Consider the following 22,336-nt stretch of genomic DNA (forward strand, 5'->3'; position numbering starts at 1 on the left):
GAGCCGGGTGACGGCTCCGGGACTCAAAGGGGTCACGAAGGGTGCGATCAGAGACCGGCGACCAGGTTGGTGACCGGGGCCGTGTTCAGGCCGGTGACGCCCTCGACGGTGCCGACGGCCGTGTTGACCAGGCCGGAGACCGGGGCGATGCCGTCCACCAGGCCGGTGACGGTGCCGACGGCGTTCAGGGACAGACCGCCGGAGACGTTGTCCAGCTCGGCGTCGGAGATCTCGACGGTCTCAACCTGGGGGGTGGAGTTCATGGTGGAACTTCCCTTCACATGGATATTCATAAGGGGGGAGCGGCCCCCTCTGGGGACAGATGACGGCCGCGAGCACGGGCACCGGGCACCCGTTTCCGGGAGACCGCGGTGACCCTGCGGTGCGATGGATCAAAGCAGGTCCGCGGTCGGCGCAGCCAATCAATCCCTGCGTTCACCTGGGAACTTGTGTCACGGGAGCGTGAAACGGTGCAGGCGCGCCCACGGCTTGTCGGCGACTTCTTCACACCATGGGCGGTTCTGCTCGGATGAGCGTCCGGCGGTCTCGCGGCGAATCCGACACTCCCGCCCCAAAGGCGTGGCGGGCGCCGAGCAGTTGTGCAGAACCCCCGCTTCCGGTGACCTGCTTGGGCATTCGATGTGCAGATTCTCCGAAGCGGGGATTCGGCCCGCGGATCTGAACGGAATGTCATCGGTCGACCACGAGACGTGTCGGTCGACACATGCCCGAACGGGGAGCGCATAGCTCGTGCACAGGTTGGCGAACGTCTTCCGGGGTCGGGCTTCGGCCGAACCGCTCGGTTCAGGACATCCGAATCGGTCACCGCGCACCGGAACGAAGTCGGTAGGTGTGCCGTCTTCCTGTTTTCAGGGCCCTGCGAGCGGCCGACACGGTGATCCGGACGGCCGTGTCCGTGGCCGCCGCCGCCACCTGTCCCGGAGGTCTCCCGCCCTCCCGTGCCGGTGCACCTGACCAGGGAGGACGTCGAACCGGCGGTGCTGGTCGACGAGTTCGGCGAGCAGGCCCGGAGCTGGCGCCCGGAGTGCGAAGCCGACCGAAAGGATCTTGTCGGCTTCGGCGGTCGTCATCGCCATATGGGCGTTTGTTCCCGGGGTCGCGAGGTCGGACTCCGGTCATGGCCGATTCACGTTTGAGCAAAGGAAGTTGGCAAACGCGATTGAACGCACCCCTCGACCCCTGCGTACTCATGGCCAACCAGGCGCCGCTGTACGGAGCTGCCGAACCCCGGCAGCCAGACCCCGTCCCCCAGGAGGTCGAGTTTTTTGAGTCACAAGCGAGTTACGAAGCGCAAGGCCATCATCGCCGCAGGCGGTGTGGCTGCGCTCGGAGCGGCAGCCATCCTGCTTCCCCAGGCCAACGCCTCCCAGGACGGCGGTTCCGACAACGCCGCCACGGTGAAGACGCTCAAGGCGGGCGACGCCTCGGACCTCGCCGCACAGCTCGAGAAGCTGCTCGGTGACGCCTTCGCCGGCTCGTACTACGACAGCGAGGGCAAGCAACTCGTCGTCAACGTGATCAACGTCGAGGGCGATGACATCAACATCGACGGCGACGAGAACCAGGTCATCGTGCAGGCCAAGAAGGCGGGCGCCAAGATCCGCCAGGTCGACAACAGCACCGCCGAACTCGAGGCGGCCGCGAAGACGCTGAAGAAGGAAGCGACCATCCCGGGCACCGCCTGGGCCGTCGACCCCAAGACGAACAAGATCCTCGTCACCGCCGACTCCACGGTCACCGGCACCAAGTGGGACCAGATCGAGTCGACCGTCAAGACCCTCGGCACGGGCATGGCGACGATCCAGAAGTCGGCCGGCACCTTCACCACGAAGGTCGCCGGAGGCGACGCGATATTCGGCGGCGGGGCACGCTGTTCCCTCGGCTTCAACGTGACGGCCGGCGACGGCTCCCCGGCCTTCCTGACGGCCGGTCACTGCGGGGTGGCGGCCGAGCAGTGGTCCGACTCCGAGGACGGCGAGCCGATCGCCACCGTCGACCAGGCGACCTTCCCCGGGGACGGCGACTTCGCGCTCGTGAAGTACGACGACCCCGCCACCGTTGCCGCGAGCGAGGTCAACCTCGGCGACCAGACTCTCGCGATCACCGAGGCCGCCGAGGCGACGGTCGGCACGCAGGTCTTCCGGATGGGCAGCACCACCGGTCTCAACGACGGTCAGGTCCTCGCCCTCGACGCCACCGTGAACTACCCCGAGGGCACCGTCACGGGCCTCATCCAGACGGACGTCTGCGCCGAGCCCGGCGACAGCGGCGGCTCGCTCTTCACCCAGGAAGGCCAGGCGATCGGCCTGACCTCGGGCGGCAGCGGTGACTGCACCGTCGGTGGCGAGACCTTCTTCCAGCCGGTGACCACCGCGCTCGAGGCGGTCGGCGCGACCCTCGGCGACGGCGGCATCGGCGCCGGTGACGCGGTCGGCGGCGAGGAAGCCGGTGCCGGTGCGGTGGACGAGAACGGTGACGGCATCGACGACAACACCGGCGAGGCCATCGTCGGCGGCGGCGAGGAAGCCGGTGCCGGTGCGGTGGACGAGAACGGTGACGGCATCGACGACAACACCGGCGAGGCCATCGAGGGCGGCGGCGAAGAGGCCGGTGCCGGTGCGGTGGACGAGAACGGTGACGGCATCGACGACCAGACCGGCGAGGCCATCGTCGGCGGCGGCGAAGAGGCCGGTGCCGGCGCGGACGAGAACGCCGACGGCGGCGCGGACGAGAACGCAGGCGGCCACGACCAGAACGACAACGGCGCGGAGGACGGCTCGGGTGTGAACGAGTCGCACTGACACCGCATCATCTGAACGGTCCGACCCTCCGGCGGGGGTCGGACCGTTCATGTCTGCGCCCGGCGGCGGTCCTCACGCGTCACCCCGCGCCCGCAGCAACAGCAGCGCCACGTCGTCCATCCGCTCGTCCGCGGCGGCGTAGTGTCCCACCAGCTCGTCGGCCAGCTCCGCCAGCGGACGGTCCCCGGCCTCGCCGAGCCGCCGCCCCAGGTCGGCGATCGCGTCCTCGATGTCCACCCCCGGCGTCTCGATGAGCCCGTCGGTGTAGAGGGCGAGGACACAGCCGTCGGTCAGCTCGACCTCCGTCGTCGGATATGTCGCCGAGGCGTCGATGCCCAGCAGCGGACCGCCCGCGAGGTCGAGAACCCGCACCCGGCCGTCCGGCCGGCGCAGCAGCGGCGGGGGATGCCCGGCCCGGGCCATGACGGCCCGCCCCCGGGCCGGATCCAGCCACAGATAGAGACAACTCGCGAACAGGTCGGAGCCGAGGTCGATCAGCAGCCGGTTGGTGCTGCGCATGACCTCCGCCGGCTCCTGCCCCACCGTCGTGTACGCACGGACGGCGGTGCGGATCTGGCCCATCAGCCCGGCCGCGGTCACGTTGTGCCCCTGCACGTCACCGATCACGGCCGCCGCGTGCGGGTGCGAGGGCACCAGGTCGTAGAAGTCCCCGCCGATCTCCATGCCCCGGGTGGCGGGCAGATAGCGGGCGGTCGCCTCGATCCCGGCCAGCGTCGGCAGCGAGTGCGGCAGCAGCGCCGCCTGAAGCCCGTGCGCCAGCTGGTGTTTGACGTCGTAGAGCAGGGCGCGGTCCAGAGCCTGCGCGATCAGCCCGGCGAGGCTGGTCAGCACCGCACGCTCGTGGGTGGAGAACGCACGCGGTTCGGCGTAGGCCAGCACACAGGCTCCCACCGGGCGGCCGGAGGCGATCAACGGCAGGAAGGCCCAGGCGGCGAAGCCGTCGGGGGAGGAGCGCCGGGCCGGGTACAGGCGCTCCAGATGCTCCCGGGAGTCGAAGAACGCCGGGACGCCGTGCGCGACCGCGTGCGCGCCCGGCGTCGGGGAGGAAAGCGGCGTCCGGTCGAACCGCTCCACGACATGCGGGTCGGGGTACCCGTGGTGCCCGAGCACGTGCAGCCGCCCGGCCCGTGCGCCGAGCAGCGCCAGCGCCTGACTGCCCACCGCCGGCGCGATCTCGTCCGCCACCAGCCCCACCACGTCCTGCACGCTCACCGTCTCGGTGAGCGCTCCGGCCATGCTCAGCGCCTGTGACATCGACACCAGCCGGGTCGGCGCGTCCTCCGAGCGGGGACCGGTCGGGCTCATCTCCGACACCGCCCGGGCCCGGCTGATCCGCACGCTGATCCCGGTGGTACTCGGATACAGCCGGAACGACAGCCACTGCGAGGGCGGGCGCAGCGCCACGAACGAGGTGGCCTCCTGGCTGAGCAGCGCGGCCCGGTAGCGCTCCTCGTACAGGGGATCGTTCAGCCAGGGAACCGCAGCCCACAGCTGCGAACCGAGCAGCCCGCCCACCGGGACGCCGAGCAGCTCGGAGGCCGCCTCGTTCGCGAAGCCGATCCGTCCGCTCACGTCGAGCGAGCACATTCCGTACGGCAGCCGCGACACCATCCGTGCCGCCTCGATCGTGCCGAGCGTGTCGGCGACACCGCCCAGCCGGCCCGCGTCCAGCAGATCGGTCTCGGCCCGCACCGAACGGTTCTTCGACGCGGCGCGCTCCAGTCGCAGCGCGAGCCGCTCGCAGGCCGCCGTCAGCTCCTGGCGCTCCCGGTCGGCGAGCTCCGGCGGGTGCGAGCCGGGCCAGGTGACGAAGACCGCGCCGTACACCCGGGTCGCGGTCAGCACCGGCAGCGCGGCCAGCGCGAAGGGATAGGGCAGCACGACGGCGATCCGCGGATAGCGGCGGGCCATGTCCTCCGCCCCGCCCACCCACACCAGCCGCCGTTCGCGCACCGCCTCGGCAACCGGGATCGGCGCGCTCAGACCCACCCGCTCCCAGGGCGCCGCGAAGGACCGGGGCAGCCCCGCCATCACCGCCATCTCCAGCACCGACTCGTCGACGGGAAGCAGGTAGACGGCACCGGAGTGCGCCCCGACGGCGTCCATCATCGACGTCAGTGCCAGGGAGAGCACCGGCTGGCCGACCGGCGCCCATACGGCCGCGGGCGCCTGACCGGACGACATCTGCCCGTCCGACACGGCGACCACCTCCTCGCCCGGCGCCGCGCGAGCCTCAGGGTCCAAATCTGCCCCCTGGCGGCCCGGCGCGCACGGCGAGCGACGCGCCCGCCGAAGGCTGCCCCGTACCCCGTCGGACCACCCTCATGCCCCCTCGGCCGAAGCGCGCGGCGGCGTACGGGCGCCCCGCGTGCGCCCCCGCGCAACCCGATGGCCGGATCTTCGCGCTGAGAAACGGTCCCGGAGCCGAAGAATGGGCACGCGTTCCACACCACGGACAACAGCACGAACAACACCACGGAACCGGCGTACGGCGAGAGCTGAAGGGGCGGCAGTGATCCGCGTACTACTGGTGCACGACGCGTGTCTGGTCAGATCGGTCCTCGCACAGTGGCTGTCCCGGGAACCCGATCTTCGGGTGGAGGACGTCCCGTGGCGCAGCGCGGCGGGCCGCGTCGGGGCGGTGCGTCCGGACGTGTGTGCGGCGGACCTCGACTGCTCCGACGCCTACGGCCTCCCGCCGCTGGGCGACTTGTGCCCGCGGGGTGGCGGCCTGGTGCCGCCGCGTCTGCTGGTGCTCGCCAGCGCGAACCGGCCGGGCCTGCTGAAACGGGCCCTGGAGGCGGGGGCGCTCGGCTATGTCGACAAGGCGGGCACACCGGAGCAGCTGCTGCGCGGCATCCGGAAGGTTGCCCAGGGGGAACGTTTCGTCAATGACTCGCTGGGCTTCGGCTTCCTCAAGGCCGCCGAGATGCCGCTGACCCGTCGGGAGCTGAGCGTGTTAACCCTCGCCGCCGAGGGCGCCTCCGTCGCGGAGATCGCCGGGAACCTGCATCTGTCCCACGGGACCGTGCGCAACTACATGGCGGCGATCACCCGCAAGACCGGCGCCCGCAACCGGGTCGACGCCATCCGTATCTCCCAGGGGCAGGGCTGGCTGTGAGCCGTCCGCCGTTCCTTCTGCTTCCCCTGCTTCCCCTGCTTCCGCCGCTTCCCCTGTTTCCTCCGCTCCTTCCCAGCCGCCGACGAGATCGCGGTACAGGGAAGAGCGTCGCACCACCTCGTCGTGGGTGCCGTACGTGGTCCGCGGCCCGTCCATGACCAGCACCCGGCCGGCGCGCCTGGCCGAGCTGATGCGGTGGGCGACGACGACCAGGGTGCCGCCCGGCCGGGCGGCGAAGGCGCGCTCGGCGCGGGCCTCCGCCTCCTGGTCCAGGTGGCTGGTCGCCTCGTCGAGGAGGGCGAGCGGGGCGTGCGACAGGTACGCGCGCGTGAGGGCGATCAACTGGCGTTCGCCGGCCGACAGCGCCGCCGGATCCACCCTCGCCGCCGGTCCGCCCAGCGCGTCGAGCAGCGGGGTCAGGCCGACCGCCTCGGCCGCCGCGAGCAGTTCCGCCGCGGGCACGGGGTCCGGCCGCAGGTGCGTGAGGTTCTCGCCGAGGGTGTCGCTGAACACGTACGCCTCCTGCGGGATGAGCACGCGCCGAGCGGCCGCGTCGCTGCCCGGCACCGGCCGACCGCAGATCCGCATCTCCCCGCGCACCGGCTCCAGCAGCCCGGCGATCAGCCCGGTCAGCGTGGACTTCCCGACCCCGCTCGGACCCACGACGGCCAGATGCGCCCCGGTGGGCAGGGTGAGCGTGAGGCCGTCGACGACAGGTGCGGAGGCGGGACCGTAGGCGAAGGTGAGGGAGGTCAGGGAGAGCGCGGGGGGTGCGGGGCTCGGCGGGGCCACCGGAGGGGCGGACCGTCGGGGTGGGGCCTGCGGGGTTGCGCTCGGCCGGGGACGCTCGGTGGACGGGTGGTGGCCGGTGGACGGGTCGTGGCCGGTGAGCTGGCAGGGGGCGGCGGACGAGTGGTCTGGTGCTTCACGGGGCCGGGGCAGGGTCGGGTCGGTGCTTGCCGGTCGCCGTGTGGCGGGCGGTCGCTGGGGGCCGGGCGGTCGGTGGTGCCGCGTCGCCGGCCGGTCCGCGCCGTCGGCCGGGAGTTCCGGTGTCTCGCCGCGTGGGGCCAGCCGCCGCAGGACGACCGTCAGACGGGAGCCGCTCGTGCCCAGGCCGTGGACCAGGGCGGTCAGGGCCGGGAGCAGGGACTGGGTGACATAGGCGAGGGCGCCGACGAGAGCGCCGGGGGTCACGCCGTGGTCCAGCAGCCAGGGAGCGCCGGCCAGCAGCAGGACCAGCGGCAGATGACCGCCGAGCGCCAGGCATGCCACGCGGGCCACGCCCCAGTGGGCCAGGGCGCGGGCCGCGCGCAGCTCGGCGTCGACGAGTGCGCCGGTGTCCAGGGCGATCCGGTCCTCCGCGCCGGCCGCCGTGACGTCCCTGAGCCCCGGGCAGACGACGCCGAGGTGCCCCGCCAGAGCCTCGTCGGCGGCGAGGAACGCCTCCTGCCGTCGTGCCAGCGGCCGCAGGGTCACCGCGAACAGGCACACGCCGGCGGCGAGCGGCGGCACGACCACCAGCAGGAGCCGCGGCGCGAGCGCGCACAGGCCGACCAGAGCGCCGGCGGACGTGAACACGAACGAGCGCGAGACCATCACCAGGCCCGCGGAGCTGTCCCGCGCGATCTCCACCTGCTGGGTGAGCCCGGACAGCGCGCCGCCGTCCGCCTCCCGCACGCCCCGCCGCACCACCCGGGTGACCAGCCGGTCCCGCAGCGGTTCCACCAGCGCGGCGACCGCCCCGTACACCCGCCCGGTCCCGTACGCGCCCACGAGCACCCCGAGCCCGGCCACCGCGAGCCACCGCAGCCCCACCCCGGACCGCCCGGCCAGGAACCCGTCGTCCAGCGCCCGCGCCAAGGCGTATCCGAGCAGGAAGGTCTGCCCGGTCTCCAGCACCGACCAGCCCAGCAGCCGACCCAGGGCCCGCCGACGGCCCAGCAGAAAGCGGAGCCCCCTGGCCCCGAGCCCGTCCGCGTCGGACGCCCGACTCACCGCGGTGCCTCCGGGCCGGCCTCGGCCTCCGTCCGCGCACCGGCCTGGGCATCGGCGCCGGCTTTTTCAGCCGTCCCGAACACCGCCCGGTACCCCGCCGTCCGCCACAGTTGCTCATGCGTCCCCACCGCCCGCACCCGGCCCCCGTCCAGCCAGGCCACCGTGTCGGCGCGGGCGGCCGTGGAGGCGCGGTGGGCGACCACGAGGCGGGTGGCGGTCGTGGTGCGGCCGAACACGGACCGGGTGACCTGACGTTCGGTGATCGTGTCGAGGCTGGAGAGGGCGTCGTCGAGGATGAGGAGCCGGCCGCCGTGGGCGAAGGCGCGGGCCAGGCCGAGACGTTGGGCCTCGCCGCCGGAGTGCGGGGCGTCCGCGCAGGGCGTGGCGTAGCCGTCGGGCAGGCGGCGGACGAAGTCGTCGGCGCAGGCCGTACGGGCGGCCTCCCGGACCCGGGCGGGGGAGGCGAGGCCGAGGGAGACGGTGTCCTCGATCGTCGTGCCCAGCAGGGCCGGGCGGTCGAAGGCCTGGGCTATCGCGGCCCGCAGCTCGGCCCGGGGGAGGGCGGGCAGCGGCACGCCGTCCAGCAGTACCTCGCCGGCGTCCGGGTCGGTGAGCCTGCCCGCCAGCGCGGCCAGGAGTGACTTGCCGGCGCCCGAGCGGCCCACCAGGGCCAGTGTCGTCCCGCCCGGTATCACCAGGTCGACGCCGTCCAGCACCGTACGGTCACCGCGGCGGGCGGTCACGCCGCGCAGTTCGAGCCGTCCCGGGCCCTCCCGTGGCAGGCGGCGGTCGCCGTAGGGGGGAGCCGGTTCCGTCAGGACCTCGCCGAGGCGGGTGGCCGCCGTCCGGGACCGGACCAGGCCGGAGAGCTGTCCGACCAGCACGCCGACGCCGGTGGCGAGCACCGCGTAGCGGGACGCGGCGAGGACGTCGCCCGGCGACAGCCGGTGCCGGGTGAGCAGCAGGCCCGCGACGGCGACGACCGCGAGGTGCAGCAGGGGCGCCACCGCGGTCGCCTGCGCGGCGGCCCGGCCCTGGACCCGCCACATGCGCCGGCCCGCCCGGGACAGTTCGGGCAGCGGCCGCAGGATCCGTGCGGTGTCCCGGGCCGCCGTGCCCGCCGCGCGGATCGTGCGGGCCCCGCCGACCGCCTCCGTGAGCGCGGCCGCGATCCGCCCTTGTGCCCGCTGGTAGTCCGCCACGCACGCCGAGGTGTCCCGGGCGAGGGACCGCAGCAGGAGCGTCAGGACCGGCGCACCGGTCAGGAGGACGACCGCGAGCCACGGATCGATGAGGGCCAGCGCCGCCACGGCGCCGACCGGCCCGGCGAGCGCGGCCAGCAGCGCGGCGCGGGCGCCGGGCGCCGTACCGGCCTGGGCGGCGCTGCCGACGACCCGCGCGACGAGGTCCCCGGCGCCGAAACGGGCCGTGGCGCGCGGGCCCACGGCCAGGACGTGGCCGGTGACCCGGCGGCGCAGGAAGGCGGTGGTCCGGGCGTCGAGAGTGCCGCCGAGGACCGTCTCGCACGCGTCGAACAGGGTCAGCAGCAGGGCGAGGGCCGCGCAGCACAGCACCCAGCGGGTCGCGGGGGAGTGGGTGAGCAGCAGGTCCAGGGCCCGGCCGAGGGCCGCGGGCAGCAGCAGCGCGGCGCCGGTCGCCGCCACGCTCACCAGACCCAGGGCCACGCAGCGGGGTCCGCTGTGCCGGGTGGCCGCGCCGAGCAGCTCACCGGTCGTCCGGTCCATCGGCATCCTGCTCCCGCACTTCCTCGGAGGTATAGGGGAGGCCGGGCCACGGGCGGCCCCCTCCCTGAGGAGCGGACCGCCCGGAGCCTTCAGCGTGTGGTGCGTGCCGCGCGTGTCAGAGACAGAGCAGAACGCTGGCCGCGCTGATGCAGGACAGCAGGCTCACGGTGCTGTTGCCGCCGCCGCTGGTGTGCTCGTCGGATTCCATCGTCTGAAGGTCGAGCAGGGCCATGGTGTGTCCTCTCATCGGTTCATCGGTTGGATGTCACGTCCCGTGGGGACGGGTTGCGTCACGACTCCGTCGGTTGGCGCGGAGCCGTGTCATGAGGGCCGCCGGTGCGGCGGCGGGAGGAACGGCAGGTGCGCGGTGGCGCCCGTGCCGTCCGGGTCGAGGGCGGCGGCGAGGGCCAGCAGACAGCCGGCCGTTCCGGTGCCGAGGTCCATGGAGAGCCGCATCATCTGGTGCCCGGGGAAGGCGAGTTGGCCCTGGTAGGGCATCGCGAACCAGCCCAGCGCGGCGATCTGCTCGTCGAGCCGGGTCCGGGTCGCGCCCGGCGTGGTGGTGCGGGCGAGGTGCAGGATCATCCCGGCGCGGCCCTGGAAGAGGCCGGGCTGCGCGTAGAAGCGTGAGGTGGCCGCGGTGAGGATGCCGGCGCGGGCCCGCTCGAACTCCCCCGCGGAGTCCTCGGCATGGGCCGCGTGGTCGTCGAGCACCGCCCCCACCCCCACGCTCCCGTCCCCGAGATACGGCAGGGTCCGCCACCCCTCGTCGACCTCCAGCGCACCGTCCTCGCGCTCCCTGCACGCCGCCAGGTCCCGGCGCACGGCGACGCCGGCCGCCTCAAGGAACCGGCGCTCGCCGGTCGCCTCGTACTGCCTGAGCAGGAACAGCGCGGGTCCGCTCGCGCCCCGCAGCAGCCCGGCCCGGCGCCGCCGGGGCGCGTCCGGCACCGGTTCGGCGAGTCGTCGTACGACGATGTCCGCGGCCTCGGCGGCCCGCTCGCGCAAGCCCGGCTCACCCGTCCGGCGCGCCAGGTCGCCGAGGACGAGTCCCAGTCCGGCCAGCCCGCCGTGCAGGTCCGAGGAGAGGTTCTGCCACCGCTCGCGCAGGATGCCGTCGACCAGGTCCAGCGCCCGCTGCCGGTGCCCCAGCAGGTCCAGCACGTGGGCGACGCCCGCGAGGCCGTCGTACAGACCGAGCGGGGTGCCCGTCGGGGCCGGGGCGGTGTGGTCGAGGAGCCAGCGCTCGCCGTCCTCGTGGCGTTCGGCGCCGGTCACCGCCAGCGCGTACAGCACGCCGGCCGCGCCGTGCGCCAGCCCGAGACCGCCGCCGTCGGAGAACTGGGCGACGTCCCCGGGGAAGAGCCGGTCGTCGCGCTCCGGGGTCGCCGACGCGAGGATCGCCTTGACCATCGAGTCACGGCTGTGCGGCCAGTCACCGGGCTCCACCCGGAAGGCCGGCGCCGACGGCACCCGGGCGGCGACCCGCACCGGCGCGCCGGAAGCGCCGCCGTCCGGGGCGGGCCCGTCCGCGCGGATGTCGCGGGTGATCTCCGCGACCGCCCCGTCCAGGAACTCCCCGGGTACGTCAGGGAACTGCTCGGCGATCACCTCGGCCAGATGGGCCGCCTTGCCCCGGTCCACCACGAACAGCGTGGTGACGGGCAGGAACAGGGCCAGCCGTAAGCAGGCCAGCGCGTACCGGTCGACGTCGGCGCCCCGGCGGTCGGGCGGTGCGAAGAAGCCGGGGTGCGCCACGACCTGGCGGCCGTTCTCCCCGGCGGGGGCCGCCGCCTCGAAGTCGATCAGGCACACCGACTCCTCGTCCGGGGCGACCATGATGTTGAAGACATGCAGGTCGTTGAAGACGATCCCGCGCGCGTGCACCTTCCGCACCGCCCGTTCCACCGCCCCGTGGATCCGTACCGCCCACCCCGTGTACGCGGCGACGGCCCGCGGATCGGGGTCGGGGGAGAGCAGCGGGTGCCGCTCGGCGAAGAAGGAGTTGAGCGGACGCCCCTCGACGAGGTCCATGACCAGGAAGCGGTGGTCGCCGAGGGTGAACCAGTCCCGCACCTCGGGCACCACGCCGGTCCCCGCCAGCGCCTCCAGCGCCCGCTTCTCCCGCTCCAGCCGGGTGATCGCGTCGGCCCCGTCCGAGGCCAGCCCCGCGTGCGGCCGGCCCTCCTTGAGGACCACCCTGCGCCCGTCCCGGGTGTCGGTGCCCGCGTAGACCCCGCCGCCGTTGGAGAAGTGCAGCGCCTTCTCGATGCGGTAGGGCAGTTCGCCCACCGTCGTCGTGTTGCGGGCCGCCAGGTGCGGCTCCAGGAACGGGGGCAGCGTCACCCACTCCGGTACCTGGAAGGAGGGCGCCCGCCGGTCCGGGACCAGGGTTCCCGCGCCGTCGCGCACCGCCGGCACCAGCGAGCCCCGGTCGTCGACGACGTAACTGCGCGCGAACGCCCCGTAGCGGACGTAGAGCGGGCCGTCGGACCAGCGCAGGTCGGTCAGGATGTACGGGCCCTCGAAGCCCTCCAGCAGGGCGCCCAGCTCGCGCAGCACGGTGTGCAGCTGCTCCTCGTCGGACGGGTAGACCGTGACGAACTTGCCGCTGGTGTCGCGGCCCGCGTACTTGGTGTTGCGCAGATGCAGCAGGTGCGGGCCCGGCACGAACTTGAACGGGACGCGGCGCGGGACGCAGTAGTCCCACACGATCGCCGCGATCCGCTCCGCGTTCGCCCGGGTGGCCGAAGCGTGGATCTTCCAGCCCTGGGCGGGGCCCGGGGCCGGGGAGCCGTCCGCGTCGAGCGGCGTCAGGGTCAGCCAGTCGCCGATCCGCGCCGAGGTCCAGCCCTCGGGGACGGGGCGGCACGCCGTGTCGAACAGCGGAGCGGGCCCGTCGCCGGTCAGCCGGTCGGGCGTCTCGTAGAAGTGCGCGTCCGCCAGCGCGTACACCTCGTACCGCTTGTCCATGCGTCCCCTTCCGTGGCCCTTTTCGTGGCCCGGCCAAGAGACTCGCAAGCGGACGAGGGTCGTGGACAGTCACGCCTGTCACGACATCCCTGTGCGGAACGCACGCGTAAAGACATGTTCGGTCCGTTTCGAGCGCGGCCGGCGGCGCCCGTACCCCTTGTCGCCTCCACGAAACGGCCACAGGGGCTGCGCGGGGGCCCCTTTGGCGCTGTAATGGCGGACGTGGTCAGTGAGGGTGCCGCGGAGCGCAGAACGGGGCCCCTGCGTGCCGAAATCGCGCTCAAAACGATCACAGCCGATCCCGTCTCACCTGAACGGGTGAGGCGCACGCTCGAACAGGCGCTCGTCTTCGCGGGCGCGGTTCTCGTCGCGGTCTACACACCCGGCGGGGACGGCGACCTGCTCCGGCTGGTCGAGTCGGCCGGCGTCCCGAGGACCCTGTACGGGCTGCGCGAGAGCTACCCGCTCGACGGCCACTCGCCGGCCGCCGACGCCCACCGCGCCGGACGGCCGGTGTGGCTGGGCCCGGCGGAGCTCGCCGACTGCGCGGAGGCGCGGCGGATGCCCGCCGGGCAGGACGTCCACCTGGCCGTCCTGCCCGTGCACGGTGGCACGGGCGGCTGTCTGCTCGCCGTGAGCGAGCGCCCCGACGGCTTCGGCGCCGACGACCGGGCCTGCCTGGAGCTCGTCGCCGAGGCCGTCGCCCTCCCCGCCCCGGCCGTCCCCGCCGAGGACGAGGAACTGCGCCCCAACGCCTTCAGCCTGGCCATGGACACCGGCCGGGTCGAGGTCGGCGACGCGCTCCTGGAACTGTTCGGGCTGAGCAGGGACCGGTTCGACGGCCGGGTGGAGACCCTGCTCGGGCTCACCGTCCCCGAGGACCTGCCCTCCCTGATGTCCGTCGTCGAGGCCGGCCACATGTCGATCGGCGAGCGCGAGCTGGAGTTCCGCGTCCTCCAGCCCGCCGGACCGCCGCGGTGGCTCAGGCTGCGCGGCCGGCTGCTGCCCGGCGACGGCAGGCCGGCGCGGCTCGTCGGCACCGTCACCGACGCCTCCACCCTGCGCGGCGAGGTCACCGACGTCGGCCGCGTCCAGCGGTTGGCCGCCGCGCTCGCCACCGCGGGCACCGTCAGCGACGTCGGCCAGGCCGTCGTCGCCGCGCTGCGCAAGCCGCTGCGGGCCGACCGGATCGCGCTCGCCGAGCTGGAGAACGACCGGCTCGTGGTCACCGTCCTCGACCCGCCCGAACCCGAGTCCTGGCCCGAGCTGTGGCAGCTGGAGTGGCGCGCCGAGTGGCCCGACGCGCCCGTGCGCGCCATGCCCACCCTCGCCGCCGCCCTGCGCGAGGGCCGCGCCCGGATCTGGCCCGCCGGCACCGCCCTGGAACCTGCCCTCGCCGAGGTCGGCCCCGGCGGCCTCGCCGTCCTGCCGCTGTCCGCCGGCGGACGCATGGCCGGCGCCTGTCTGATCGGCTGGGACGAGCCGCACGACTTCGGCCCCGACGAACGCGCCCTGCTCACCGCTTCCGCCGGCCTCGCCGGTCAGGCCCTGACGCGCGCCCGCGCCTTCGACGCCGAGCACGAACTCGTCGGCATGCTCCAGCGCCAGCTGCTCCCGCGCCGCCTGCCGGAACTCCCCGGCGCCGTCGCCGTCGCCCGCTATCTGCCGGCCACCGCGGGCCTCGAGGTGGGCGGCGACTGGTACGACGTGATCCCGCTGTCCGACCACCACGTCGCCCTCGTCATCGGCGACGTCCAGGGACACAGCGCGGGCGCCGCCACCCTCATGGGCCAGATGCGCACGGCGCTGCGCGCCTACGCGGCCGAGGGCCACCCGCCGGACGTCGTGGTCTCCCACTCCAACCGGCTCCTGATGGAGCTGGAGACCGACCTCTTCGCCACCTGCTGCTATGTCGACGTCGACATGGAGGAGGGCACCGCCTGGTGCGTACGGGCCGGGCACCCGCCACCCGTCCTGCGGTACCCGGACGGATCGACCGACATCGCCGAGACGGACGGCGGCCCGCCCCTCGGCGTGGTGACCCGGGCCGAGTTCCCGATGACCCCGCTGCGTCTGCTGCCCGGCACCGTCATCGCCCTGACCACGGACGGACTCGTGGAGTCCGCCGAGATGGACATCGACACCGGCCTGGACCGCCTCGCCCACGAACTGGCCGTGTCCGACCCCTCCCACCTGGGACTGGTCGCCGACGCCCTGCTCGGCAACGCCCACCGCGGCGACGACGTCGCCCTGCTCCTCATGCGCTACGACGGCATGGCCGTCAAACCCCTGCGCGAGGGCTGGACGGTGTGGCGGGTGCCCGAGGCGGCCCGGCAGGCCCGCCGCTTCACCCGGCGCACCCTGCGCGCCTGGGGCGTGCCCGCCGAGGCCATGGACACCGCCCTGCTCGTCGTCTCCGAACTGGTGACCAACGCCCTGGTGCACACCGACGGCCGGGTCCGCCTCGACCTCGTCCTGATCGACCGCCGGCTGCGCGTCGCCGTGACCGACGCCTCGCCCCGTACCCCCGTCAAGCCGACCAGTCTGAGCTGGGAGGCCACCGGCGGCCGGGGCATCCTCCTCGTCGAGGCCATGTCCGACGCCTGGGGGACGGTACCGGTCAGCGGCGGCAAGCAGGTGTGGAGCGAACTGGCGCTGGAGCACTGAGCCGCCGGACCACTGAGCCGCCGGACCACTGAGCCGCCGGACCACCGAGCCGCCGGGCCGCCGCGTGTCCCGGAACACGAACGGGGTACCCGCCGCCCATGGACACCTTCGCCTCCGCCTTTCTCGCGGCATCCGGAAAGTCCGTGCTGGCCACCGTCGTCTTCATCGTCGTCGGGATCGTTCTCGTCGGCGGTCTGATCTGGGCCTTCCGGCTCGGCATCAAGGTCCGGGCCCGCGAGCCCGCGCCGCCGAAGCCGCACGAACAGCCCCGCAGGCCCGGCTCCGGCCCGGCCCACGAGACCCGCCGGGCCCGCGAGCCCAACGAGATGCCGCCGGCGACGGACGAGAGCGAACGCCTCACCCCGCACGAGCTGCGGCCCACCGGCAGCCGGGACAGCGCCGACCAGCACCGCCCCCGTTGGGATGAACGGTCGTGACCGCGTACATCCAGGAGAAACCGGCGACCCACCGGGCCGAGACCGGCTGGGCCACGGCCCGTCGGCTGCGCCGCGGAACGGCCGCGCCGCGCACCTGTCTGGCGGCCGTCGCCGTCCCCGGGGCGGTCGTCGGGATGCAGTCCGGCCCGGAATGGAACATTGTCAGGGGTGAGGACTGACCGGGCACAGGGTCGGCACGGCGAACGAATCGGTTGCGGCCCGGCGACCGGGGCTGGAGTTGAGGCTCATGAAGGCTCTCGTGCTGTCCGGCGGCGCCGGGACACGCCTTCGTCCGATCACCCACACCTCGGCCAAACAGCTCGTACCGGTCGCCAACAAGGCCGTGCTCTTCTACGGCCTGGAGTCCATCGCCGCCGCCGGCGTCACCGAGGTCGGTGTGATCGTCGGTGACACCGCGGCAGAGATCCGGGAGGCCGTCGGCGACGGCTCCCGGTTCGGCCTCGACATCACCTACATCCCGCAGGACCGGCCCCTCGGCCTCGCCCACGCGGTGATCGTCGCCCGTGACTTCCTCGGCGAGGACGACTTCGTGATGTACCTCGGCGACAACTTCATCGTCGGCGGCATCACCGACCTCGTCGACGAGTTCCGCAGGACCCGGCCCGACGCCCAGATCCTGCTCACCCGGGTCCCCGACCCCCGTGCCTTCGGCGTCGCCGAACTCGACCCCGCGGGACAGGTCGTCGGCCTCGAGGAGAAGCCCGCGCACCCCAAGAGCGACCTCGCCCTGGTCGGCGTCTACCTCTTCACGTCCGCGATCCACGACGCCGTACGCGCCATCGAGCCCTCCCGGCGCGGCGAGCTGGAGATCACCGACGCCGTCCAGCGGCTCATCGACACCGGCGCCCGGGTGCGCTCCACGATCATCAAGGGCTACTGGAAGGACACCGGGAACGTCGTCGACATGCTGGAGGTCAACCGGACCGTGCTGGAGGGCGTCGAGCGCCGCATCGACGGCGAGGTCGACGAGGCCTCCGAGACGGTCGGCAGGGTCGTCGTGGAGGCCGGCGCCCGGGTGGTGAACTCACGCCTGGTCGGGCCCGTCGTCCTCGGTGCGGGCAGCGAGGTCCGCGACTCCTACATCGGCCCCTTCACCTCCGTCGGTGAGAACTGCCGGATCACCGACAGCGAGCTGGAGTTCTCCATCGTGTTGCGCGACTCCTCCATCGACGGAGTGGGCCGCATCGAGAACTCCCTGATCGGCCGGCATGTCGAGGTCACCCCGGCGGCCGGCGTGTCCAGGGCCCACCGGCTGGTCCTCGGCGACCACAGCAAGGTACAGATCCACACATGAACCTCCTCGTCACCGGGGCCGCCGGATTCATCGGCTCCACGTATGTGCGCGGCCTGCTGGCCCGCGACCCCGCCGTGCGCGTCACCGTCCTGGACAAGCTCACCTACGCGGGCAGCCGCACCAACCTGCCGGCCGGGCACCCCCGGCTGGACTTCGTGCACGGCGACATCTGCGACGCCGGCCTCGTCGACAAGCTGACGGCCGCCGCCGACCAGGTCGTCCACTTCGCCGCCGAGTCCCACGTCGACCGCTCCATCGACGGCGCGGGCACCTTCGTCCGCACCAACGTCCTCGGCACCCAGACGCTGCTGGACGCGGCCCTGCGGCACGGCGTCGGCCCGTTCGTGCACGTCTCCACCGACGAGGTGTACGGCTCCATCGAGACCGGCGCCTGGACCGAGGACCACCCGCTGCGCCCCAACTCCCCGTACGCCGCCTCGAAGGCCTCCTCCGACCTGATCGCCCTCTCCTACCACCGCACCCACGGCCTGGACGTCCGCGTCACCCGCTGCTCCAACAACTACGGCCCGCACCAGTTCCCCGAGAAGGTGATCCCGCTCTTCGTCACGAACCTCCTGGACGGCGAGCAGGTCCCCCTCTACGGCGACGGACGCAACGTCCGTGACTGGCTGCACGTCGAGGACCACTGCGAGGCCGTCGACCTCGTCCGTACGAAGGGCCGCCCCGGCGAGGTCCACAACATCGGCGGCGGCACCCAGCTGAGCAACCGCGAGCTGACCGGTCTGCTCCTCGACGCCTGCGGGGCCGACTGGGACCGGGTCGAGTACGTCGAGGACCGCAAGGGCCACGACCTGCGCTACTGCGTCGACTGGACGAAGGCCCGTACCGAGCTCGGCTACCGGCCCCGCCACGACTTCGCCACCGGTCTCGCCGAGACGGTCGCCTGGTACCGGGACCACCGCGACTGGTGGGAACCCCTGAAACGCAAAGCGCGGACGCCATGAGATGGCTGGTCACCGGCGCCGGCGGGATGCTCGGGCGGGACACGGTGGAAGAACTGGCCCGGCGCGGCGAGGACGTGACCGGCCTCGACCACACCGGCCTGGACATCACCCGGCGCGAATCCGTGGCCCGGGCCTTCGCCGCGCACCGGCCCGACCTGGTGGTCAACTGCGCCGCCTACACGGCCGTCGACGACGCCGAGACCGACGAGGCCCGCGCGCTGCTGGTCAACGGCGAGGGACCCCGGCTGCTGGCCGCCGCCTGCGCCGCGCACGGCGCCCGCCTGGTCCATGTCTCCACCGACTACGTCTTCGACGGCGCGGCCCGCGCCCCCTACCGGGAGGACCATCCGCCGTCCCCCCGCACCGCCTACGGCCGCACCAAGCTGGCCGGCGAGCGGGCCGTGCGCGCCGTACTGCCCGATGCCGGCGTGATCGTGCGCACCGCCTGGCTCTACGGCGTCCACGGCCGCAGCTTCGTCCGCACGATGCTGGAACTGGAGGCCCGCCGCGACACCGTCGACGTCGTCGACGACCAGCGCGGCCAGCCCACCTGGAGCGCGGACGTCGCCGCCCGCATCGCCGACCTGGGGCCGAAGGTCGGCGGCGGCGCGGCGGGCGTCTTCCACGCCACCGCGGCCGGCGAGGCCACCTGGTACGACCTGGCCCGCGAGGTGTTCCGCTCCGTCGGCGCCGACCCGGACCGGGTGCGCCCCACCACCGGCGACGCCTTTCCCCGCCCCGCGCCCCGGCCGGCCTGCACCGTCCTCGCGCACGGCCGGTGGCAGGAGGTGGGCCTGTCGCCGCCACGGGACTGGCGCGCCGCCCTGGGGCGGGCACTTCCCCTGATCCGCAAGGCGTCCTTCGACACGGTGTCCCTCAAGGAGTCCCTTCGTGAAACGCCATGAGTTCCTGCGGGAACTGCACAAGGCCACCGCCAACCGCAACTACCTGGAGATCGGCGTCAACGACGGCCGCAGCCTGCGGCTGTCCCGCGTGCCGAGCATCGCGGTCGACCCCGCGTTCAAGGTGACCTCGGAGATCCGCTGCGACGTCCACCTGGTGAAGGCCACCAGCGACGACTTCTTCGCCCGCCGCAACCCGCTCGCCCACCTCAAGGGCGGCCGCCACCCGCTGCGCAACCTCGCCCGGGGCCGCCACCCCCTCGGCCACTGGCGCCGCACCACCCTCGACCTGTCCTTCATCGACGGCATGCACCTGTTCGAGTACGCGCTGCGCGACTTCATCAACGTCGAGAAGCACTCCGACTGGTCGAGCGTGATCGTCCTCGACGACATGCTGCCCCGCGGCGTCGACGAGGCCGCCCGCGACCGGCACACCACCGCCTGGACCGGCGACGTCTACAAGCTCATCGAGATCCTGTCCCGCTACCGCCCCGACCTGGTGGCCGTCCCCGTCGACACCCAGCCGACCGGCCAGCTCGTCGTCTTCGGCGCCGACCCCCGCAACCCCGTCCTGCGCGAGAAGTACCACGAGATCATCGCCGAGTTCGACCTCCCCGACCCGCAGAAGGTCCCCGAGGCGGTCCTGGAACGGGTCCGCGCGGTACGGCCCGAGACCCTGCTGCGGGCGGGCTTCTGGAAGCCCCTCGTGCGGGCCCGCAACCGGGGTCTCGACCGCTCGCGGGGCTGGGAGCCGCTGCGCGGAGCGCTGGAGCGGGCGGCTGTCAGCCGCTGACCCTCAGCTCCTGGTAGCGGTCCCGGCAGGAGGCGTACGAGGGCAGCAGCCCCGACGCCTCCGCCCGGGCCAGCGACGGCGCCTGCGCGTCCTTCGGCGACAGCACCGGCTCCACGCCCCGCGGCCAGTCGATGCCCAGCGCCGGGTCGAGCGGGTGCACCCCGTGCTCACGCTCGGGCGCGTACCCGGTCGAGCAGAGGTAGACCACGGTGGCCTCGTCGGTGAGGGCCAGGAAGGCGTGCCCGAGGCCCTCGGCGAGGAACACCGCGTGCCGGGTGTCGTCGTCCAGCCGGACCGCCTCCCACCGCCCGAACAGGGGTGAGCCGACCCGCAGGTCGACGACCACGTCGAGTACCGCCCCGCGGACACAGGTGACGTACTTGGCCTGCCCCGGCGGCACGTCCGAGAAATGGACCCCGCGCAGCACACCCCGGCGGGAGACGGAGCAGTTGGCCTGGGCGAGCCCCAGGTCGTAGCCGGTGGCCGCCCGGAACTCCGGAGTCCGGTACCACTCGTGGAAGCTGCCCCGCCCGTCGGGGAAGATCTTGGGTTCCAGCACCCAGGCGCCCTCGATGTCCAGTGGCCGCATCGTCACTTCCTCCGGGGTGTGATGCTCTGGAGTGCCCGGTACAGCGCCCGTCGCACCCTGCGGGCCAGTCGTCGCACACCTGCGGGCTGGGGCGCCGGCACCACGAGGACGCCGTCCGACGCGACGTGCAGGGCGAAGGGCAGCGGGTGGAAGCGCGCCCCGTCCGCGTCCGGGGTGAGGCACACCGTCGTCAGCCAGGTCCTGCCCAGCAGATCACCGACCGGCAGGACGGCCGCCAGCCGGCCGCCCGGCGAGAGCGTCCCGAAGACCTCGCGGGAGGCGCCGGACTTCGCCCCCGTCAGCCGCAGCAGCACGGCGGCGGCCTCGGGCACGTGCAGCGGCAGGACCACCTGGAGCCGGTCCTCCGTGACGGCGACGTCCCCGGCCGCCACGCGGCCCAGGCCCAGCCGCTTGCCCGCGTGGCCGACGTCCAGCGCGAGGCTCGCGTACCGCTCGGTCCAGTACGGCAGCACCACGCGCCCCGCGACGACTCCGGCGGGCGGGACGGGACGGCCGTGGCGGGGCGCCGGGCCCAGCCGCAGCTCCTTCGTCCAGCCGCCCAGACCGATGCGCACGTACACGTCCCACAGCCCCTCGCCCGCCGGCCCGCCGCTCAGCGCGGTGGCGGGATCGATGGTGGCGGTCGCCCGCAGGACGAGCCGCACCTGGCTGCCGTCACCGGCCGGGACCGTCTCCCGGACCACGTCCACCGGCTGGAAGTACTGCGCCGAGCTGGCCCGCTCCCGCAGCAGCAGGTCGGGCACGGTCCGGTCGAACCGGCCCACAATGTCCGTGCCCAGCCACCGGACCGCCTCGGCGACGTCCCGCGGCGGCCACTGCGGGGAACCCCCGGCGGACGGGAAGGTCATCGGCCCGCCGTCGTGCGTCAGCTCGGCGGCGAAGGCGATCCGCAGCACGCCGCCCTGCCAGGTGACGTCCTCCGGGTCGACGGCGAGCGCGACGCCCGCCTCCCACTCCGCGAACGCGACGACGTCGTCGTACCGTCCGTCGGCGGCCAGCGCGGCGACGACCCGCTGGGTGGGCTGGAGCGGCGCCGCCACACCCGGCCCGAACCGCTCGACGACGACCCCGTGGATCTCCTCGAACAGCTCCCTGCGGTAGTCCTCGGGCAGGCCCAGGAAGCGTTTGCCGCGCAGCCGCTCGACCATCTCCACGCGCAGCCACCGCCGGAACAGCTTGTCGCGCAGCGGACCCGGCTCGGTGTACCGCTCGACGACGTCGAGGGCCTCCCGGAGGTTCTTGAAGTACCCCACCGGGTCGAAGCGCTGGAAGCCCGCGTTCGCGGCGTCGTCGCGTCGGACGTGGTAGTAGCAGACGTAGTCGCTGAGCACCGAGACGTTGTCCGCGCGCAGAAAGGCCTCGGTGACGAAGACATGGTCCTCCAGGCGCCGCCGCCCCTCGGGAAAGCGCAGGCCGGTGCGGTCCAGGAAGGCTCGGCGGACCATCTTGTGCGGGGTGAGACTGTCGATCAGCGGCGCGTTCTCGACGGTGGCGTGCGGGCGGTTGGTGCGGAACAGCTCGACCGGCACCGAGCGTCCCTTGCCGGCCATCTTGCCCACGACGACATCGGCGTCGTTCACCACCCCGTAGGCGTACATCCGCTCCAGGGCCTCGTCGCCGAGGCGGTCGTCGTTGTCGACGAACATGACGTACTCGCCCCGGGAGACGTCGATGCCGACATTGCGGGGCTTGCCCGCCCAGCCGGAGTTCTCCTGGTGGACGACCCGGATCCGGGGGTCCTCGGCGGCGGCCGCGTCGAGGCGGGCGGGGGTGGCGTCGGTGGACCCGTCGTCGACGAAGATCACCTCGTACTCGTCCGGCGGGAGCGACTGCCTCAGCAGCGAGGCGAGACAGTCCTCGATGTAGGGACCGGGGTTGTAGACGGGGACGATGACGCTGACCTTGACCGGCATCGGGCTCCTGGCCCCCTTGCTGGATCGCTCTGCCGTGCGCGGGACGGAGGGTGCGCG

The 22,336-nt window shown here is 73.5% G+C and carries 16 protein-coding genes and 1 pseudogene; 9 read left to right on the forward strand and 8 right to left on the reverse strand.

Annotated features, from left to right (window positions below; translation table 11 throughout):
• Nucleotides 1–47 precede the first annotated feature (47 nt).
• The gene (locus tag G9272_RS40055) at nucleotides 48–263 is read right to left on the reverse strand and encodes a hypothetical protein (protein ID WP_020128984.1); all 216 of its coding nucleotides are present in this window, start codon (nucleotides 261–263) and stop codon (nucleotides 48–50) included.
• Nucleotides 264–1,286: 1,023 nt separating this feature from the next.
• On the opposite strand from G9272_RS40055, the gene G9272_RS40060 reads away from it, so the two are divergent.
• Entirely contained in the window at nucleotides 1,287–2,822 is a 1,536-nt protein-coding gene (locus G9272_RS40060) for a S1 family peptidase (RefSeq protein ID WP_171401112.1), read from the forward strand.
• A gap of 72 nt (nucleotides 2,823–2,894) precedes the next feature.
• Here G9272_RS40060 and G9272_RS40065 read toward each other — a convergent pair whose 3' ends face one another.
• Entirely contained in the window at nucleotides 2,895–5,051 is a 2,157-nt protein-coding gene (locus G9272_RS40065) for a SpoIIE family protein phosphatase (protein ID WP_171402376.1), read from the reverse strand.
• A 223-nt stretch (nucleotides 5,052–5,274) separates the two neighbouring features.
• Between G9272_RS40065 and G9272_RS40070 the strand changes: the two are divergent.
• Nucleotides 5,275–5,880, forward strand: a pseudogene (locus tag G9272_RS40070) (LuxR C-terminal-related transcriptional regulator); the annotation flags it as partial.
• On the opposite strand, the gene G9272_RS40075 reads toward G9272_RS40070, so the two are convergent.
• The 4 genes from G9272_RS40075 to lanKC form a co-directional block, all read right to left on the reverse strand.
• Nucleotides 5,803–7,959, reverse strand: a complete 2,157-nt coding sequence (locus tag G9272_RS40075) for an ATP-binding cassette domain-containing protein (RefSeq protein ID WP_367398572.1) — start codon at nucleotides 7,957–7,959, stop codon at nucleotides 5,803–5,805. The pseudogene G9272_RS40070 and the gene G9272_RS40075 sit on opposite strands and share 78 nt — an antisense overlap.
• On the reverse strand, nucleotides 7,956–9,710 hold the full coding sequence (locus G9272_RS40080; protein WP_171401114.1) for an ABC transporter ATP-binding protein: 1,755 nt from the start codon (nucleotides 9,708–9,710) through the stop codon (nucleotides 7,956–7,958). The genes G9272_RS40075 and G9272_RS40080 overlap by 4 nt, the downstream gene beginning before the upstream one ends.
• Before the next feature lie 109 nt (nucleotides 9,711–9,819).
• Nucleotides 9,820–9,936 (reverse strand): SapB/AmfS family lanthipeptide, encoded by a 117-nt coding sequence (locus tag G9272_RS40085; protein ID WP_020128989.1) that lies wholly within the window; start codon nucleotides 9,934–9,936, stop codon nucleotides 9,820–9,822.
• An 89-nt stretch (nucleotides 9,937–10,025) separates the two neighbouring features.
• A complete protein-coding gene (gene lanKC, locus G9272_RS40090; RefSeq protein WP_171401115.1) occupies nucleotides 10,026–12,677 on the reverse strand; it encodes a class III lanthionine synthetase LanKC in 2,652 nt (883 codons plus the stop codon).
• A gap of 213 nt (nucleotides 12,678–12,890) precedes the next feature.
• Here lanKC and G9272_RS40095 point away from each other — a divergent pair, with 213 nt between their 5' ends.
• From G9272_RS40095 to G9272_RS40125, 7 genes are all read left to right on the forward strand, one after another.
• The gene (locus G9272_RS40095) at nucleotides 12,891–15,344 is read left to right on the forward strand and encodes a SpoIIE family protein phosphatase (RefSeq protein ID WP_171401116.1); all 2,454 of its coding nucleotides are present in this window, start codon (nucleotides 12,891–12,893) and stop codon (nucleotides 15,342–15,344) included.
• Nucleotides 15,345–15,442: 98 nt separating this feature from the next.
• A complete protein-coding gene (locus G9272_RS40100; protein WP_171401117.1) occupies nucleotides 15,443–15,781 on the forward strand; it encodes a DUF6479 family protein in 339 nt (112 codons plus the stop codon).
• Complete coding sequence (locus G9272_RS40105; protein WP_171401118.1) at nucleotides 15,778–15,960, forward strand: hypothetical protein; 183 nt, start codon at nucleotides 15,778–15,780, stop codon at nucleotides 15,958–15,960. The genes G9272_RS40100 and G9272_RS40105 overlap by 4 nt, the downstream gene beginning before the upstream one ends.
• A 68-nt stretch (nucleotides 15,961–16,028) precedes the next feature.
• Entirely contained in the window at nucleotides 16,029–17,096 is a 1,068-nt protein-coding gene (locus G9272_RS40110; RefSeq protein ID WP_171401119.1) for a glucose-1-phosphate thymidylyltransferase, read from the forward strand.
• A complete protein-coding gene (gene rfbB / locus G9272_RS40115) occupies nucleotides 17,093–18,061 on the forward strand; it encodes a dTDP-glucose 4,6-dehydratase (protein ID WP_171401120.1) in 969 nt (322 codons plus the stop codon). The genes G9272_RS40110 and rfbB overlap by 4 nt, the downstream gene beginning before the upstream one ends.
• Entirely contained in the window at nucleotides 18,058–18,966 is a 909-nt protein-coding gene (gene rfbD, locus G9272_RS40120; RefSeq protein ID WP_171401121.1) for a dTDP-4-dehydrorhamnose reductase, read from the forward strand. The genes rfbB and rfbD overlap by 4 nt, the downstream gene beginning before the upstream one ends.
• Nucleotides 18,953–19,756 carry a class I SAM-dependent methyltransferase gene (locus G9272_RS40125; protein ID WP_171401122.1) on the forward strand — a complete coding sequence of 268 codons (804 nt, stop codon included), beginning with the start codon at nucleotides 18,953–18,955 and terminating at the stop codon, nucleotides 19,754–19,756. The genes rfbD and G9272_RS40125 overlap by 14 nt, the downstream gene beginning before the upstream one ends.
• On the opposite strand, the gene rfbC is transcribed toward G9272_RS40125, so the two are convergent.
• Together rfbC and G9272_RS40135 are read right to left on the reverse strand one after the other, a co-directional pair.
• Nucleotides 19,746–20,345, reverse strand: a complete 600-nt coding sequence (gene rfbC, locus G9272_RS40130) for a dTDP-4-dehydrorhamnose 3,5-epimerase (protein ID WP_171401123.1) — start codon at nucleotides 20,343–20,345, stop codon at nucleotides 19,746–19,748. The two genes, G9272_RS40125 and rfbC, sit on opposite strands and share 11 nt — an antisense overlap.
• A gap of 2 nt (nucleotides 20,346–20,347) precedes the next feature.
• Nucleotides 20,348–22,279: a glycosyltransferase family 2 protein gene (locus G9272_RS40135; RefSeq protein WP_171401124.1), complete on the reverse strand. Its 1,932-nt coding sequence runs from the start codon at nucleotides 22,277–22,279 to the stop codon at nucleotides 20,348–20,350.
• Between the last annotated feature and the right edge of the window lie 57 nt (nucleotides 22,280–22,336).

Origin of the sequence: Streptomyces asoensis (genome assembly GCF_013085465.1) — a bacterium.
Taxonomy (GTDB): domain Bacteria; phylum Actinomycetota; class Actinomycetes; order Streptomycetales; family Streptomycetaceae; genus Streptomyces; species Streptomyces cacaoi_A.

Bases quoted from the DNA above. Each gene is read 5' to 3' on its own strand.
- G9272_RS40055 (WP_020128984.1), bottom strand. From the start codon at position 263: ATGAACTCCACCCCCCAGGTTGAGACCGTCGAGATCTCCGACGCCGAG.
- G9272_RS40080 (WP_171401114.1), bottom strand. From the start codon at position 9,710: ATGCCGATGGACCGGACGACCGGTGAGCTGCTCGGCGCGGCCACCCGG.
- G9272_RS40085 (WP_020128989.1), bottom strand. From the start codon at position 9,936: ATGGCCCTGCTCGACCTTCAGACGATGGAATCCGACGAGCACACCAGC.
- lanKC (WP_171401115.1), bottom strand. From the start codon at position 12,677: ATGGACAAGCGGTACGAGGTGTACGCGCTGGCGGACGCGCACTTCTAC.
- G9272_RS40095 (WP_171401116.1), top strand. From the start codon at position 12,891: ATGGCGGACGTGGTCAGTGAGGGTGCCGCGGAGCGCAGAACGGGGCCC.
- G9272_RS40100 (WP_171401117.1), top strand. From the start codon at position 15,443: ATGGACACCTTCGCCTCCGCCTTTCTCGCGGCATCCGGAAAGTCCGTG.
- G9272_RS40110 (WP_171401119.1), top strand. From the start codon at position 16,029: ATGAAGGCTCTCGTGCTGTCCGGCGGCGCCGGGACACGCCTTCGTCCG.
- rfbB (WP_171401120.1), top strand. From the start codon at position 17,093: ATGAACCTCCTCGTCACCGGGGCCGCCGGATTCATCGGCTCCACGTAT.
- rfbD (WP_171401121.1), top strand. From the start codon at position 18,058: ATGAGATGGCTGGTCACCGGCGCCGGCGGGATGCTCGGGCGGGACACG.
- rfbC (WP_171401123.1), bottom strand. From the start codon at position 20,345: ATGCGGCCACTGGACATCGAGGGCGCCTGGGTGCTGGAACCCAAGATC.
- G9272_RS40135 (WP_171401124.1), bottom strand. From the start codon at position 22,279: ATGCCGGTCAAGGTCAGCGTCATCGTCCCCGTCTACAACCCCGGTCCC.